Source organism: Patulibacter minatonensis DSM 18081, assembly GCF_000519325.1.
Classification (GTDB): domain Bacteria; phylum Actinomycetota; class Thermoleophilia; order Solirubrobacterales; family Solirubrobacteraceae; genus Patulibacter; species Patulibacter minatonensis.
Map to the genome: position 1 here is coordinate 3,408,904 of NZ_KI912613.1, position 15,648 is coordinate 3,424,551.

The 15,648-nt window shown below is 75.2% G+C and carries 12 protein-coding genes; 7 read left to right on the top strand and 5 right to left on the bottom strand.

Translation table 11 applies throughout. The features are described 5' to 3' along the window. Positions 1-44: 44 nt before the first annotated feature. Both PATMI_RS30675 and PATMI_RS0115750 read left to right on the top strand, forming a co-directional pair. Positions 45-1,034, top strand: a complete 990-nt coding sequence (locus tag PATMI_RS30675) for a LysR family transcriptional regulator (RefSeq protein ID WP_051471776.1) — start codon at positions 45-47, stop codon at positions 1,032-1,034. 57 nt (positions 1,035-1,091) lie between these two features. After that, positions 1,092-2,894: an LLM class flavin-dependent oxidoreductase gene (locus tag PATMI_RS0115750; RefSeq protein ID WP_026911574.1), complete on the top strand. Its 1,803-nt coding sequence runs from the start codon at positions 1,092-1,094 to the stop codon at positions 2,892-2,894. Positions 2,895-2,909: 15 nt separating this feature from the next. On the opposite strand, the gene PATMI_RS30680 is transcribed toward PATMI_RS0115750, so the two are convergent. Further along, the gene (locus tag PATMI_RS30680; RefSeq protein WP_051471779.1) at positions 2,910-3,599 is read right to left on the bottom strand and encodes an HAD family hydrolase; all 690 of its coding nucleotides are present in this window, start codon (positions 3,597-3,599) and stop codon (positions 2,910-2,912) included. Positions 3,600-3,753: 154 nt separating this feature from the next. On the opposite strand from PATMI_RS30680, the gene PATMI_RS0115760 reads away from it, so the two are divergent. Further along, a complete protein-coding gene (locus tag PATMI_RS0115760; RefSeq protein WP_026911575.1) occupies positions 3,754-5,019 on the top strand; it encodes a Y-family DNA polymerase in 1,266 nt (421 codons plus the stop codon). A gap of 80 nt (positions 5,020-5,099) precedes the next feature. On the opposite strand, the gene PATMI_RS0115765 is transcribed toward PATMI_RS0115760, so the two are convergent. The 3 genes from PATMI_RS0115765 to PATMI_RS0115775 are packed head-to-tail and all read right to left on the bottom strand — an operon-like array spanning position 5,100 to position 7,117. After that, positions 5,100-5,351 carry a hypothetical protein gene (locus PATMI_RS0115765; RefSeq protein WP_157260799.1) on the bottom strand — a complete coding sequence of 84 codons (252 nt, stop codon included), beginning with the start codon at positions 5,349-5,351 and terminating at the stop codon, positions 5,100-5,102. Further along, a complete protein-coding gene (locus PATMI_RS0115770; protein WP_026911577.1) occupies positions 5,348-6,460 on the bottom strand; it encodes an inorganic phosphate transporter in 1,113 nt (370 codons plus the stop codon). The genes PATMI_RS0115765 and PATMI_RS0115770 overlap by 4 nt, the downstream gene beginning before the upstream one ends. Before the next feature lie 30 nt (positions 6,461-6,490). Continuing rightward, entirely contained in the window at positions 6,491-7,117 is a 627-nt protein-coding gene (locus tag PATMI_RS0115775) for a DUF47 domain-containing protein (protein ID WP_026911578.1), read from the bottom strand. Positions 7,118-7,195: 78 nt separating this feature from the next. On the opposite strand from PATMI_RS0115775, the gene PATMI_RS0115780 reads away from it, so the two are divergent. The 4 genes from PATMI_RS0115780 to PATMI_RS0115795 all read left to right on the top strand — a co-directional run bounded on the left by PATMI_RS0115780 (position 7,196) and on the right by PATMI_RS0115795 (position 13,679). Continuing rightward, complete coding sequence (locus PATMI_RS0115780; RefSeq protein ID WP_157260800.1) at positions 7,196-7,468, top strand: hypothetical protein; 273 nt, start codon at positions 7,196-7,198, stop codon at positions 7,466-7,468. Between the two features lie 81 nt (positions 7,469-7,549). Further along, entirely contained in the window at positions 7,550-8,782 is a 1,233-nt protein-coding gene (locus PATMI_RS0115785; protein WP_026911580.1) for a hypothetical protein, read from the top strand. A 146-nt stretch (positions 8,783-8,928) separates the two neighbouring features. Next, the gene (locus PATMI_RS38285; RefSeq protein ID WP_051471781.1) at positions 8,929-12,834 is read left to right on the top strand and encodes a DNA polymerase III subunit alpha; all 3,906 of its coding nucleotides are present in this window, start codon (positions 8,929-8,931) and stop codon (positions 12,832-12,834) included. 341 nt (positions 12,835-13,175) lie between these two features. Next, positions 13,176-13,679 (top strand): hypothetical protein, encoded by a 504-nt coding sequence (locus PATMI_RS0115795; protein ID WP_026911581.1) that lies wholly within the window; start codon positions 13,176-13,178, stop codon positions 13,677-13,679. Between the two features lie 134 nt (positions 13,680-13,813). Here the strand turns inward: PATMI_RS0115795 and PATMI_RS0115800 are convergent, their stop codons facing one another. Beyond that, positions 13,814-15,316 (bottom strand): amino acid permease, encoded by a 1,503-nt coding sequence (locus tag PATMI_RS0115800; protein WP_026911582.1) that lies wholly within the window; start codon positions 15,314-15,316, stop codon positions 13,814-13,816. Between the last annotated feature and the right edge of the window lie 332 nt (positions 15,317-15,648).

Consider the following 15,648-nt stretch of genomic DNA (forward strand, 5'->3'; position numbering starts at 1 on the left):
AGTAGTACAACGATGATTCAGCATCAAGCGCATAAGATCCACTGATGCTCGACGCCCGCCGGCTCCGGATCCTGCGCGAGGTCGCGCGCCGCGGCTCGTTCTCGGCGGCGGCCGACCACCTCGGCTATACGCAGTCCGCGGTCTCGCAGCAGATCGCGGCGCTCGAGCGCGAGGTCGGGGTGCCCGTCCTCGACCGGCACCGCGGTGTGCGGCCGACGGGCGCGGGGGAGGTCCTCCTGCGCCACGCCGACGGCATCCTGGCGCGGATCGGCGACGCGGAGGCCGAGCTCGGCGCGCTGCGGGGCGGGCAGGCGGGCCCGTTGCGGATGGTCGCGTTCCCGACCGCCGGCGCGACGGTGCTGCCGCCCGCGATCGCCGCGTTCCGGGCGTCGCACCCGGCCGTCGACCTGTCGCTCGTGCCGATGGAGGTGCCCGAGGGTCGCGCCGCGCTCGAGGCGGGGGAGTGCGATCTGGCGGTGCTCGTGGAGGACCCCGACGACGACGGCTGGGAGCCCGGCGCCGCCGGCCGGCGCGCGGAGGACCCGTTCCGGCGCACGCACCTGCTCGACGACCGCATGAACGTCATGCTGCCCGCCGGGCACCCGCTGGCGGACCGGCGCCGCATCCGCCTGGAGGAGCTCCGGGACGACCCGTGGATCCTCGGGCGCCGGGACTACGTGCCGGACGAGGCGATCTTCGTGCGGGCGTGCGGCCGGGCGGGCTTCGAGCCGCAGATGGCGTTCGAGAGCGACGACTACCTGGCGATCCAGGGGTTCGTCGCGGCGGGGGTCGGCATCGCGCTGGCCCCGGACATGTCGCTCGTCAGCCTGCGCGACGACGTCGTCGTCCGCGACCTCGAGCACCCGCCGCACCGCCGGGTCGTGGCGGCCGTCGACGGCCGGGCGTGGCGCTCGCCCGCGGTCGACGCGATGCTCGCCCTCGTGCGGGAGGCGGCCGACGAGTTCGCCGTCCGCGTGGCGCGCCGCCGCGACCCGCGGTCGCCGGAGCACCACGTGCGGGCGCCGCGCACCTGATCGGCGGTCACCGGACGGACACGTCCCGGGGGTGCGGACCTCGTAGCGTCGCACCGGATGCGGTTCGCGCTCCTGCTCGAGGCGCCGCACCCGCGGCCCTGGATCCCCAACGGCGACGGTCGACGCATCCGCGAGCTCGTCGAGACCGCGGTCCGGGCCGAGGCGCAGGGCTTCCACCGCGTGTGGGCCCCGGAGCACCACCTCCAGGAGGAGCGCCACCACGCCGGGCCGCCCGAGGTCGTGCTCGGCGCGATCGCCGCCCGGACCCGGCGGATCGGCCTCGGCGTCGGGCCGCTGCTCGCGCACCCGAACGTCCAGCACCCCGCCCGCGCCGCGTCGGCGGTGGCGGCGCTCGACGCGCTCTCGGGCGGACGGACCGCGGTCGCGTTCGCCGATCCGCGCGCCGCGATCGAGCTGGGCGCCTTCGGGATCGCCCGGGCCCCGAGCCGCGCCGACGCCGACCGGCAGATCGAGCGCGTCGCCCGGCTGCTGGCGGAGCAGCCGTTCCTCGGCGAGGACGAGCCGGACGGCCTGCCCGTCCGCCAGCTCGTCCCGCGTCCGCACCAGCGTCCGCACCCGGCGCTCTGGCGCGCCTGCGACCGCCCGGCCGACGTGCGGGTCGCGGCGGAGGGCGGGCTGGGGGCGTTCGTGCGCACCCTGCTCGAGCCCGACGAGGCCGCGGAGTGGGTCGCCGAGCACCGCGCCGTGCAGCGCGGCGCCGGCTGTCGTCCGCTCGGCGCGGCGATCGAGACCGGCGTTGCGGTCGTGCTCCCCGTCCACGTCGCCGCCGACGCCACGACGGCGCTGGCGGAGGGCCTGGACGCCGTGCACCTGCAGCTGCACCTGCGCGACCACCACGAGCGGTTCGGCGCGCACCGGCCCGGCCGAACCCACGCGGCCGACGAGTTCGCGCGCCTGCGCACCACGACCGGGCACGACCCCGCTCCGGTCCTCGCGAGCCCGGAGGGCGCGCTGTCCGCCCGCGTCGGGGGCAGCGTGCGCGGCGCGATCGGCGACCCCGAGCAGGTGCTCGAGCTCCTCGGGCGCTACCGGGACGCCGGGGTCGACGAGGTCGTGCTCGCGCCGCCGCTCGGGCTGGCCGACGCCGACGCGGTCCTGCGGTCGCTCGCGTTGCTCGGGCGCGAGGTCCTGCCCGAGCTCGCGGACGACGAGGACGACGACGTCGTGGAGGGCGAGGACGCCGCGCTGGAGGCCGCGCTGCGCCGTCGCCGGCCGGCGCCCGCGCCCCGGGACACCGTCGTCCTGCCGCGCGAGGACGGGCCGCTCGACGACGTCCCGGCTCCGGCGATCGGCATGGGCAGCGTGTCCGGCGCGGTCGGCGCCGACGACGCGCCGTCGCAGAACGGCGCGGGATCGGGCCACCGCAACCCCGTCCCGGGGGGCGTCCGGCCCGTCCGGCGCCCGCCGGCGGAGCGCCTGAAGGCCGCGGCGGGCCGACGCGGCTCCGCGGCCCTGACCGCGATCCTCGACAAGGGCTCGCCGACCGTCGTCCGCCGGACGGTCGCCAGCGAGGCCGCGATGCTCGTCGTCTTCCGCGGCATGGCCCGCTCGCTGCGGTCGGCCGCCCGCTCGGGCGACCTGCGCGGCGACCTGCAGTTCGACCTCGTCGGCCCGCGCGGCTCGCGGCGCGCCTGGACGGTCTCCGCCGGCCCGCTGCGCGCCACCGCCCGCCGCGGTCCCGCGCCGGCCCCGACGCTGGTCCTCCGCACGACCCCCGACGACCTGCTGCGCCTCGTCGCCGGACAGCTCGACGCGGGCGACGCGCTCCTCGACGGGCGGCTGGACCTCGAGGGCGACCTGGCCCTCGCGGTGCGGATGGGGGACCTCTTCCGGCGCTGAGGGTCGGCGCCGCGATCAGTCCCAGCGCACGTCCGTGACGCGGCCCGGCATCGCGCTGCGGACGCGGGCGCCGCTGCGCTCGCCGACGTTGACGAGCACCGCGGACCGGGCGCCCCGCAGCATCGGGAGGTCGGCGGACGAGTCGCTGTAGGCGACGTCCCACGGCGGCTCGATGCCGACCGCGGCGAGCTCCCGGACCTTCTGGGGCCCGTAGGCGTGGACCTCGAACGCGAGGCCGAACGGCGTCCGGCCGATCCGGGACGCGACGAGTTCGGCGTCCTGCAGACCGGCGGCGTCGAGCACGGCCCGGGCGAGGGTGGCCTCGCTGCCGGTCACGACCACGACGCGGTCCCCGGCGGTCAGGTGGGCGCGGGCGGCGGCGACCCCGTCGTCCAGCAGGGCGCCGGGCCGGGCGGCGAGCGCCGTCCCGAAGGCGGTGGCCCGCACCCGGTACTGGTCGAGCGACAGGCCGGCGAACCCCGCCCGCAGCAGCAGCTTGAGGCCCCGGGAGCGGGACGCCGGGACCCCGATCATCGGGACGAGCGCCGAGGTGGCGACGAGGAAGCCGGGGACGCGCCACGGCGCGCGCAGCAGGTGGTGGCGGAGGAGCCCGCCCAGCGAGTCCTCCCGCACGATCACGCCGTCGAAGTCCATGAGGATCGTGCGGCGCGACGGGTCGCCGGCCGGCGCCGTGGCGGTCGGCACGCCCGACGGAGCGCCGTCCGACGCGGGGCCGGAGGCCGGTGTCCCGGTCGGGGATCCCGGCGGGACGTGCCCGCTTGCAGGGGGTTCGGGAGCGGCCACCGGAGGAGGGTACCGGGCGGCGTCTCCCGTCCGCCCGTGATGCGAACATGCGTTCGTGTCGTCGGTGATCTGTGTCCACCTGCCGCGGTTCCCGCTCGTGATGGCGGCGGACGGTCGCGGAGAGCTCCTGGCCGAGCCCGTCGCGCTGGCGCCCGAGCCGGGGCGGACGGCCGTGGTCGGCGAGGTCTCGCCCGCAGCGGAGGCCGCGGGGGTGCGCCGGGGCCTGCCGCTGGGCGAGGCGCTAGCCCGCTGCCCGGCGCTCCGGCTGCTGCCGCCGGATCCCGTCGCGGTCCAGGCGCGGTGGGACGAGCTCGTCGGCCGGCTGGAGGGCATCGGGGCGGCGGTCGAGACGGCACAGGACGTCGCGGCGCGCGACGTCTCCTCGCGCGGCGGCGACGCCGTCGCGCTGGACGCCGAGGTCGGGACGGCGTGGTTCCTCGCCTCGTCGGTGCGGCGGCTGCACGGCGGGTCGCTGGACGGCACCGTCGCGGCGGTCCGGGGCGCGCTGCGCATGCCGGTGCGGATCGGCGCGGCGCCCACCCGCTTCCTGTCGCGCGCGGCGGCGGGGCGCGCCCGGGTCCGCCGGCCGGTGGTGCTCGCGTCGCCCGCGGCGGGCGGGGTCGTCGAGCTGGGGGCGCTGGCGGACGAGCCGGTCTCCGCGCTCGCGCAGCGCCCCGGGTTCGAGCGGCTGATCCCGACCCTCGAGCGGCTCGGGATCTCCACGCTCGGCGAGCTGCGGGCGCTCCCCGCGGGCACGGTCGGCGCGCGCTTCGGGCGCCGGGGGCTCGACGCGCACGAGCTCCTGCACGGGCACGAGGCCCCGCTGCGTCCGCGTGATCCGTCGACCCGGATCGAGGCCGACCTGCTGCTGCCGGAGGCCGCGTCGGGCGATCAGCTCGGCCACGCGCTGGGGCTCCTGATCGACCGCGTCCTGGCCGATCCGGGCCGGCGGCACCGGCCGGTGCGGTCGCTGCTGCTGCAGGCGTCGCTCGTCGAGCGCGGCACGTGGCAGGAGCGCGTCGTGCTGCGCGAGGCGATGGCCGACGCCGGGCGGATCCGCCTGGCGCTCGGCCCGCGGCTGGCGCTCCTGCCCTCGCCGGCGGAGCGCCTGGCGCTCCGGGTCGACGGCTTCGGCGTGCCCGTCCCGGCGGACCGCCCGCTGCTGGAGGAGGACGCCGCGATCCGCCTCGCGCGGCTGCGGGAGGCCGTCCGCCAGGTCCGTGAGGTCGCGGGCCCGGAGGGCGCGCTGCGCGTCGTCGCGGTCGACCCGGAGTCCCGGGTGACCGAGCGGCGGATGGCGCTGACGCCCTTCCAGGCGTGAGCCTGCGGATGCCACGCGCCCGGCCGCAGTCCGATGCGCCCCGGACCCGAGACGCACGAGGCGGGGACCGCACCTTCTCCCTAGCCGGTGACCATCTCGTAGACCGCGAAGATCACCGCCGCGAGGCAGACCGCGCCCGAGACCGCCGCGAGGGCCGCGTTGGGCAGCACGGCCCCGGGCCGGCCCTCCCGTCGGGCGGCGCCGACCTGGATCACGCCGCGGACGAGGAACGCGAAGGCGATCGCGACCCCGACGCCCGCGAGCGCCCCGACCCAGAGGACCTCGAGCAGGTCGTCCCAGGCGATCTCCGCGAGGACGGGCACCGGCCTCACGACGCGGCCCCCTCGGCGATCGGCGGCGGGGTGCGCACGCGGCGGGACCGGAGGAGGAACGCCACCAGCAGGGCGATCACGACGCAGACGGCGATCGGCCCGCGGGTGCCGCCGCCCGCCAGGTGCGAGATCCCGTAGGCGACGCCGCCGGTCAGCCCGGCGGCCGGGATCGTCAGGACCCAGGCGACGGCCATGTTGCCCGCGACGCCCCACTTGACGGCCGACAGGCGCTTGGCGGCGCCGGCACCGACGACGCCGCCGGAGATCACGTGCGTCGTCGAGAGCGGGAACCCGACGTGGGTGGCGGCGAGGATCACGGCGGCGCCGGAGCCCTGGGCCGCGAAGCCCTGGGCGGCGTCCATCTTGATGATCTTCGAGCCCATGGTGCGGATGATCCGCCAGCCGCCGGAGTACGTCCCCAGGGCGATCGCGGAGGCGGAGGCGATGACGACCCAGAACGGCACGTCCGGGCTCGCGCCGTTCAGCGAGCCGTGGGCGACGAGGGCGAGCGTGATGATGCCCATCGTCTTCTGGGCGTCGTTCGTGCCGTGGGCGAGCGCGAGCAGCGAGCCGGAGGCGATCTGGCCGAGCCGGAACCCGCGGGTCGTGGGGCCCGGTCGCTGTCGTCCGACGATCCGGTAGATGCAGAGGATCGCGACGCCGGCGACGCCGAAGGCCAGGACGGGGGCGACGAGGCCGGGGATCAGGACCTTGCCGAGCAGGCCCTCGCCGTTGATCGCCCCGGTGCCGTGGGCGACGAGCATCGCGCCGACGACGCCGCCGATCAGGGCGTGCGACGAGCTCGACGGCAGGCCGAGCCACCACGTGAGCATGTTCCAGGAGATCGCGCCGACGAGGCCGGCGAAGACCACCTGGAGGGTGATCGACCCGGAGTCGACGATGCCTCCCGCGATCGTGGCGGCGACCTTCAGGGAGAGGAAGGCGCCGACGAAGTTCAGGACCGCCGCGATCGCGATCGCCAGTCGTGGCGGCAGTGCGCGCGTGGAGATCGAGGTCGCGACGACGTTCGCGGTGTCGTGGAACCCGTTCGTGAAGTCGAACGCCAGGGCGGCGACGACGACGATGACGAGGAGGAGATCGGAGGCCATGAGGAGCCGAGAGCGGGCGGTACGGACCGGCTATCGGTTCTTGATGACGATGCCTTCCAGGATGTTCGCGACCCGCTCGCACGAGTCGATCCCGTCCTCGAGCCGCTCGAAGATGTCCTTCCAGCGGATCACGACCATCGGGTCGATGCCGCCGTCGAAGAGCCCGGCGATCGCGGCGCGCGAGAGGCGGTCGCCGTCGTTCTCCAGCCGGTTGACCTCGACGGTGTAGTGCCGGATGTCGCCGAAGTCGCGCAGGCGGGGCATGCCGGCCTCGAGCGCCTTGGTGGCCTCGAGCAGGATGTCGCAGAGCCCGTGGGCCTGCTCCATCGGGGCCTCGACCTTGTAGAGCAGGATCAGATCGGCGGTCTCGTCGATGAGGTCGACGATGTCGTCCTGCGCCGACGCCAGCTCCAGGATGTCCTCGCGCTCGATCGGCGTGACGAACGTCTGGTTCAGGTGGCTGATGATGTCGTGCGTGATCCGGTCGGTGTCGCTCTCGACCCGGCTGATCTCGCGCGCGACCTCGGGGGCGTCGGGGAGCTCGTGGAGGAAGTGGGCGAGCAGCTCCGCCGCCTTCACCGCGTTGCGCGACGACTCCTCGAACAGCTCGAAGTACCGCGTGTCGCGGCCCGTGAAGACCTTCGTGAGGCGCGCCATGGGGGGCGATGTAATCACGGGGTGAAGGTCACGTGAATCGCGGGTGTCGTCCGCCGCGGGTCGTGCGAACATGTGTTCGTGCCTCCTGATCCCTCCCGACGTGCGTCCGCCGGGACCGTCCGTCGCCTCGGCGAGCCCCGGCCCGCGGTGGTCGACGCGGCCGCGGACGGGCGGCCGCTGACGGTCGACGGCGAGGCCGTGGACGGCGTGGTGGAGACCTGGCTGCTCGAGGACCGCTGGTGGACGGACCGTCCGATGCGCCGGCGGATGTGGGAGGTCGTCACCGCCCGCGGCCGGGCGGTCGTCGTCCACCGCGATCTCGTCGACGGGGGGTGGTGGCGCTCGCGATGACGGATCCGGCGCAGGTCCGGTGCAGCTCCGGCACGGAGCGCCCCTTGGGTCGCCGCAGCGGTCCGCGCGACGCTCCGGCCCATGTCGTCCCGTCCGTCCCCACGTCCCGGCGAGCGCGGGCAGGCGAGCGTCGAGTTCGCGGCGATCGTCGCGCTCGTCCTCGTCGTCCTCACCGGGGCCGCCTGGGCCGCCGCCAGGTTCAGCGGGGCGGGGGTCGTCAACGGCGTCCACTCCGGGATCCGGCGGGCCATCTGTGTCGCGGGCGGGGACGAATGCGCGGACTTCCACGAGCGGCAGCCCTGCACGGTGGCGGTCGACGAGGACCAGAGCTCCAAGGGCGTGAGCATCGCCTTCTGGCGGCTCGGGAAGGACCGCACGGTCACGGTCGAGCGCCGGTCGGACGGGTCGGTCGCGGTCACCGCGTACGACGACGTCGACGGTGGTGCCGGGCTCTCGATCGGCGCCCGCTTCGGCTCGGGGCGGTCGACGAAGGGCGATCGCGGGTCGAGCGGTCGCCCCGGGGTGCGGGTGCAGCGGGACGAGGGCGGGCCGGTCGCGATCGAGGGCCGGCTGCGCGGGGGCTGGGGGCGGACCTGGGAGCTCCCGCCCGGTGCGGACGTCGCGGGCTTCGTCTCGCGGTTGAAGGCGAAGGAGCGCGTCCGGGTCCCGGACGTCGACCGGATCCGCCTCGGCGCGAGCGGGGCGATCTCGGCGTCCGGGGAGGTCGAGCACGTCGGCTCGGCGTCCGCGGGAGGGCGCCTGGCCCTGGCGGGCGAGGGCACCCGCGACCGCCGGACGGGGCGGATCACCGCGAGCCTGGCGATCTCGGCGTCGGCCGCCGCGGACGTCGCGGGGCCGCTCGGGCTGAAGCTCGGCGGGGCGGTGGCGCTCGAGCCGTCGGCCACGCTCGTCCTCGACCGCGACCGGCGGCCGCGGGAGCTCCGGCTGTTCGGCAGCCTCGCCGACCGGAAGGGGTCGCGCCGGCGTGACGTCCAGCTCCGGATCGACCTGACCCGCCCGGCGGTCCGGGACGGCGTGGACTTCGTCCTCGGCGGCCTGCTCACCGGCCGGGTCGGGCAGGTGCGCGAGGTCGCGGGCGTCCTCGCGCGGTGGGCGACGGAGGAGGGCTGGGTCGACCAGCGCGAGTACGGCACCGCGAGCGAGACGGACGGCTTCGACCACGAGATCGCGCTCGGGCTGAAGCTCGGGCTGCGCGACCAGGACACGCACCGCAGCGAGCGGCTCCTGCGGGCCCGGAGCAAGCCCCCGGGAGGGCTCTGGGAGGACCGCGGGGACTGCGTCCCGCGGGGCTGACGGACGCGCTCCGCGCCGGTCGTCCACGGCGTCCTCGGGGCGGGTGCGTGCGAGGGCGGGGGCGCGGTTCTCGGCGGTTTCCAGGGGTTCTCGCGCGGGCACCGCGACGGGCCGGAGACGTCCGGCGGTGATGCGAACATGTGTTCGTGTCCGCCGCCCCCTACGTCGAGCTGCACTGCCACTCGGCCTACTCATTCCTGGACGGGGCGTCGCTGCCCGAGGAGCTCGCGCTGGCGGCCGCGCGGCAGGGGCACGACGCCCTGGCGCTGACGGACCACGACACCGTCTCGGGGTCGATGGAGTTCGCCCACGCCTGTGCGGCGGCCGGGATCCGGGCCATCCACGGGGCCGAGGTCACGGTGCGGATCGACCCGAAGGGCCCGCCGCTGCCGCCGGCGGACATGGAGCCCGACCCGGAGACCCGCCGCCACCTGACGCTGCTGGTCAAGGACGCCCGCGGCTGGGCCAGCCTCTGCCGGCTCCTGACGAAGGCCCATCAGCACACGCGCGACCACCCCCGGCGGGTGCGCACCGCGCCGTGGGTGACCATCGCCGACGTCTGCGACGCCCACGACGGGCTCGTGTGCCTGAGCGGCTGCGCCGACCACGGGGTCGAGGAGGAGTCGACGCTGTGGATGCTGCGCGACGTCTTCGGCGAGGAGGACCTCTACGTCGAGATCGGGCGCCGCTACCTTCGCGGCGACCGCGAGCGCACCCGTCGCCGCGAGTACCTCGCCCGCCGGCTCGGGCTGCGGTGCGTGGCGACGGGCGACGTCCACGCGCACTCGAAGGAGCGCGCGCTGCTGCAGGACGCCTTGGTCGCGATCCGGAGGCACACGACGCTCGACGCGTCCGAGCCCGCCCGGCGCGGCAACCACAGCCACGTGCTCGCCCCGCCGAAGGCGATGGTCGCGCGGCTCGAGGACCACCCCGAGGCCGTGGCGGAGTCCGTCCGCCTGGCCGAGCGCCTGCGCTTCGACCTGACCCAGGACCTCGGCTACCACTACCCCGGTGCGGAGGACGTCCTCGCCGGGAAGGCGCTGGCCGGCGTCTGCGAGGCCGCGTTCGCCGAGCGCTACCCGGTCGGTCACCGGCACCGGGAGGACGCCCGGACGCGGCTGGAGGAGGAGCTCGCGCTCATCGGCCGGCTCGACCTGCCCGGGTTCTTCGTGCTCCACCACGAGATCCTGGAGCTCGCCCGCGGCGTCGCGCTCGAGGTCCGCGGCCCCTCGGCGGCGCGGGCGGTGCTGCCTCCCGGACGCGGCCGGGGGTCCTCGGTCTCGTCGATCGTCTGCTACCTCACGGGCCTCTCGCACGTGGACCCGATCGAGGCCGGGCTGTCGCTCGGGCGCTTCCTCAACGACGACGTCTCGGGCGTCCCGGACATCGACCTCGACTTCCCGCGCGACATCCGGGCCAAGCTCATCCCGCGCGTCCACGAGCGCTTCGGCAACGAGCGCGCGGCCCTCGTCGCGGCGTTCCCGACGTACCGCGCCCGTGGGGCGATCCGCGAGATCGGCGCGGCGCTCGGCCTGCCGGCGGCCGAGCTCGAGCGCGTCGCCCGCGCGTCGGAGGGCTGGTCCGGGCACGGGGTCGCGGGCGACATCGCGATGGCGCTGGGGGAGGACGGCGCCCACGTGGCGGGCGGTGACGGGTTCCCCGGCGGGGACGGCGGACCGGGGGGCGGCGTCTACGGGGTGGACACGCCGTACCCGTCGACGCACCCGGGCGATCCGGGGCACCCGTCCAAGCGCGAGGAGCGCGCGACCGCACGGCACGCCGCGCGGCACGAGGTCGGCGACCGCGGCGTGCCGTTCCCCGTGACCGGCGACTTCCAGGGTGGGATGCCGGGCGGCTGGCACCCGGCCTACGTCGCCGGCGGACCGCTCGGCGGCCGCGGCGCGCCGGGGCATCCCGGCTATCCGGGCGACAGCGAGGGCCGCACGCTGCAGGACCCGTGGGGCGTCCCGGGCGGCGGCGTCCTGGACACCCGCGACATGCCCGCGGGCGTGCCGTTCGATCCCGAGGGCCCGCCCCGCAACCGCTGGGAGTGGCTGGCGAAGCTCTCGAGCCTCGCGCACGGGCTGCCGCGGCACCTCTCGCAGCACTCCGGCGGGATGGTCGTCGCCACCCGGCCCTTGATCGACTGCTGCCCCGTCGTCCCGGCGTCGATGGAGGGCCGGCAGATGGTCATGTGGGACAAGGACTCCTGCTCCGACGCCGGCTTCCTGAAGATCGACCTGCTCGGCCTGGGCATGCTCTCGAGCGTCGAGCGCTGCGTCGAGCTGATCTCCGAGCGCCGGGGCGAGCAGATCGACCTGTCGCGGATCCCGCTCGACGACCGGCAGACCTTCGAGACGATCCGGAAGGCCGAGACCACCGGCGTCTTCCAGATCGAGAGCCGCGCGCAGATGGGGTCGCTGCTCCGGACGCAGCCGCGGAACCTCGAGGATCTGACGATCCAGGTGGCGCTCGTCCGCCCCGGGCCGATCCAGGGCGGCGCGGTCAACCCGTACATCGAGCGGCGGCAGCGGCTCCTGGCCGACCCGTCGTACCGTGTGCCGTACCTGCACCCGTCGCTCCAGGAGCCGCTCGGGCAGACGCTCGGGACGATCATCTTCCAGGACCAGGTGATCGACGTCTCGATGGCGTTCGCGGGCTTCACCGCCGGGCAGGCGGAGGGCCTGCGCCGGGCGATGAGCCGCAAGCGCTCGCAGGAGGCCCTGGACGCCCACTTCGCCGACTTCGTGGCCGGGGCGCAGGACAAGCACGGGGACGTCTCCGAGGAGCTCGCGCGCCAGGTGTGGGACATGGTCCGCGGGTTCTCCGGCTTCGGCTTCCCCAAGGCCCACGGCGCCGCGTTCGGGCTGCTCGCGTACCAATCGACCTGGCTGCGGGTGCACTACGGCGAGGAGTTCCTCTGCTCGCTGCTCGACGAGCAGCCGATGGGGTTCTACCCGCCGGACGCGCTCGTCCACGACGCCCAGCGCCGCGGCATCACGGTGCGGCCGCCGGACGTCCGGATCAGCCGCGACCACTGCACGGTCGAGGACGACGGTGCCGTGCGGATCGGCCTGGGCTACGTCCGCGGGGTGCGGGCGGAGGACGTCGGGCAGCTCGTGGAGGAGCGGGACGCGAACGGTCCGTGGGCGTCCCTGACCGACATGGTCGGCCGGCTCGGCGGCGGGTTGCCGTCGCTGGAGACCCTCGCGTGGTCGGGGGCCTGCGACGGGCTCGCGATCGACGACGGCGTGGGGGAGTCCCGAGCGCGGCGCGCGGCGCTCTGGCGGGTCGGCGCGGTCGCGCCCGGTCGTCGGGTGGCGGCCGGCACGCAGCTGGCGCTCGGGCTCGAGGCCCCCGAGCAGCCCGACCTCGCGGCCATGACGGACTGGGACCGCCTGATCGCGGACTACGAGACGACGGCCCTGACCACCGGGATCCACCCCCTGGGCCTGCTGCGCCCCCGGTTGGCGGATCGCCGGATGGCCACGAGCGCCGACCTCCGGAGGCTGCGCCACGGCAGCGCGGTGCAGGTCGGCGGCCTGGTCCTCGCCCGGCAGCGGCCGGGCAGCGCCAAGGGCGTGGTCTTCCTGTTGCTCGAGGACGAGCAGGGCACCGTCAACCTCGTGATCCCGCCGGCGGTCTACGCCCGCGAGCGTCTGGCCGTCCGGACCGAGCCCCTGGTCGTCGCCGAGGGGCGCCTCGAGCGCCATCCGGCCGCGGGTGGGCAGATCAACGTGCTGGTCCGGCGTCTCCGGGCGCTCGACGACGTGGTCCCCGAGGCCCGGCGGCAGGCGGCGACCGAGGTCGCCCGCCTGCACCGGCTCACGCCCGAGGAGCTCGAGCGGTGGCGGCAGGAGCAGGCGCGCACCGGACTGGTGGCCGTCGGCGGGGGCGTCGCGCCCGCGGGCGGCGGATCCGGGGGCACGGGCGTGCGGGGCGACCTGCCCGGTCCGCGGCCGGTCGGGGACGCCCCGTCGTCCCGTCCGTCCCGGGGCTTCCGCGAGGTCGCCCCGTCGGCGATGAACTTCGGCCAGGGGCGCCGGCGATGAGCACGGACGCCGGTCGTCCCCACCGGTCCGTCAGCGGCCGTCGGACGACCGCCGTGGGGTCCTCCAGGGGACCACCGCTCGGGACGCCGTCGCGCGCGCGAACCTGCCACGATCCACCCCCTCGCACAAGAACTTCCCGCATCTGGAAGGAATCTTGCAGCGGTCTGTGCGGCCCAGCACCCTTGCGGGTGCCGTCAGCGCTGCTATCCTGCGGCCACGCCGACTCCCGGTGGTACGCCATGCCGCCGGCGACCGGGAGCGCGGGAACCTCATCGAGGACGCACACGGGCCTTTCCGCCGGTGGATCTTCGGAGGGGCTCGCCGCAAGGCGCCCCAGCACCATGTCGACCGAACGCGACCAGCCCTGGTGGGCCGACGCACAGGAGTACCGCCACCGCGATACGCGTCGGCGCACGGTCGACGACGCTCCGTCGCGGTCGCGCGACGAGTACTCCGCCGGTGCTGCCCGTCGTCGCCGTGCCGCCGCGGCCCGCGCATCAGCGCAGGAGCGCCGCGCCCGGCAGCGCCGTGCCGAGCCGGAGGAGTTCGGCTGGGTCGACGAGTCGCCGTTCGCACCGTCCGAGCGCGAGCTCGACCGCGAGCGCGACACGCATCGCCGCGCCCGCGAGCGCTCGCGCGAGGTCGGCGCTCCGCGTCAGGCGCCCGGGCGGTCCGTCGCCCGCCGCCCCGGTGCGCGTCCCGCGCGCCGGCGCAAGAACCACCTGCTCGCCCGCCCCGAGAAGCTCCTGCTCTACGCGGCGCTGCTCGGTCTGTTCCTGGTGCTCGCCGCGGTGAGCAACTCCGACGCCGCCGTGGTCGCCGACCACGTGGCGTCGCACCGGTAGTCGCGCACCGCGCGCACCGGCTCCGTCGCAGGGTCTCCCGCGCACGACCGGCCCGCCGGCGACCACGGACGTCCCGCGACGCGACCGGCCCCGAGCGGCACGGCATCCTCCGACCCGGCCGCCGGGCCCGCGACCTAGGTCGCCGGCTCGTGCTGCTCGGCCTCCGGGCGGGCGAGCCGGCTGTGCTTCCGGGCGTAGAGGAAGTACACGACGAAGCCGATCGCCATCCACACGACGAGCCGGATCCACGTGCCGACCGGCAGGTTCAGCATCAGCCAGAGGCAGGCGATGACCGCCGCGATCGGGACGAGCGGCACCCACGGCGTCCGGAAGGGGCGTTTCAGGTCCGGTTGCGCCTTGCGCAGGATCGGCACGGCGACCGCCACGAGGATGAACGCGAAGAGCGTGCCGATGTTCGTCGCCTCGCCCAGGACCTTGAGGGGGAGGAACGCGGCGAGCAGCGCCACGGCGATCGCCGTGATGACCGTGATCCGGTACGGGGTCTTGTAGGTGGGGTGGACCTTCGACAGCCACGGCGGCAGCAGCCCGTCGCGGCCCATCGAGAAGAACACGCGCGACTGGCCGTACATGAGGATCAGCACGGTCGAGGTCAATCCGGCGAGTGCCCCGATCGAGATCACGGTCGACGCCCAGTCGACGCCGTTGACCTTGAAGGCGTACGCCAGCGGCGCACCGACGGCGTCCGGGCTGCCGAGGTCCTTGTACGGCACCATCCCGGTGACCACGAGACTGACCAGCACGTAGAGGATCGTGCAGATGAACAACGATGCGAAGATGCCGATCGGCAGATCGCGCTGCGGGTTCTTCGTCTCCTCCGCGGCCGTGGCGACGATGTCGAAGCCGATGAAGGCGAAGAACACGAGCGACGCCCCGAAGAAGATCCCGGGCACGCCGAACGCGCTGGTCGGTTGTCCGAGGATCTCCTGGATCAGGGGCTTCTCGTCGAGCGCGGACTTGGCGGCGCCGGCCGTCTGGTCCGGGATGAACGGCGACCAGTTGCCGGTCTTCACGTAGAAGAACCCGAGGACGATCACGAGGAGGACGACGGAGAGCTTGACCGCCACCACCACGATGTTCATCCGGGAGCTCTCGCGGATGCCGACGATCAGAATCGACGCGACGATCGCGACGATCACGACCGCGGGGATGTTGAAGCCCGCCTCCTGCCCGGCGATCGAGGACGGGAGGTGGATGCCGATGTCGTCCATCAATCGCTCGAAGTAGCCCGACCACCCCTTCGCCACGGTCGCGGCACCGAACGCGAACTCGAGGATCAGGTCCCAGCCGATGATCCAGGCGAAGATCTCGCCCAGCGACGTGTAGGAGAACGTGTAGGCGGACCCGGCGACCGGGACCGACGACGCGAACTCGGCGTAGCAGAGCGCCGCCAGGCCGCACGCGATCGCTGCGACCACGAACGAGAGCGGGGCGGCGGGGCCGGCCTTCTCCGCGGCTGCCACGCCCGTCAGCACGAAGATCCCGGTGCCGACGATGACGCCGATGCCGAAGATGGTGAGCTGGCCTGCCCCCATCTCCTTCTTCAGGCCGTGCTCTGGGTCCTCGGTGTCCGCGATCGACGCCGCGACCGATTTCTTCCGCAACAGCGTCGAGCTCATCGCGCACCCGTTCCCTCGTTCACGAGACCGAAACGCGGCAGGCGACGTCGCGAGCGCCGACGCGCCAAGGTGGCGGCCACCGCCCGAACCTCGTGGCCGGCGGTCGGAGGGTCCGACGGACCCGACCCCTCTCGGCGGGGTGGACGGATCGCGAGTGGTCGTGCGCCAACTGCGGAGCCCGCGTTCCGGCGCGCGTCCGGGCGGGTACGGACCGCTCACCCGGCGGTCCGGATCGGGCTTCGCGGGGCCGACGGGCCGACGACGGACGCGGTCCTCGTGACCCTCCGGAGAAGTCGTTTGCGATCCGCCGACGGACGAGTACACTTACATCT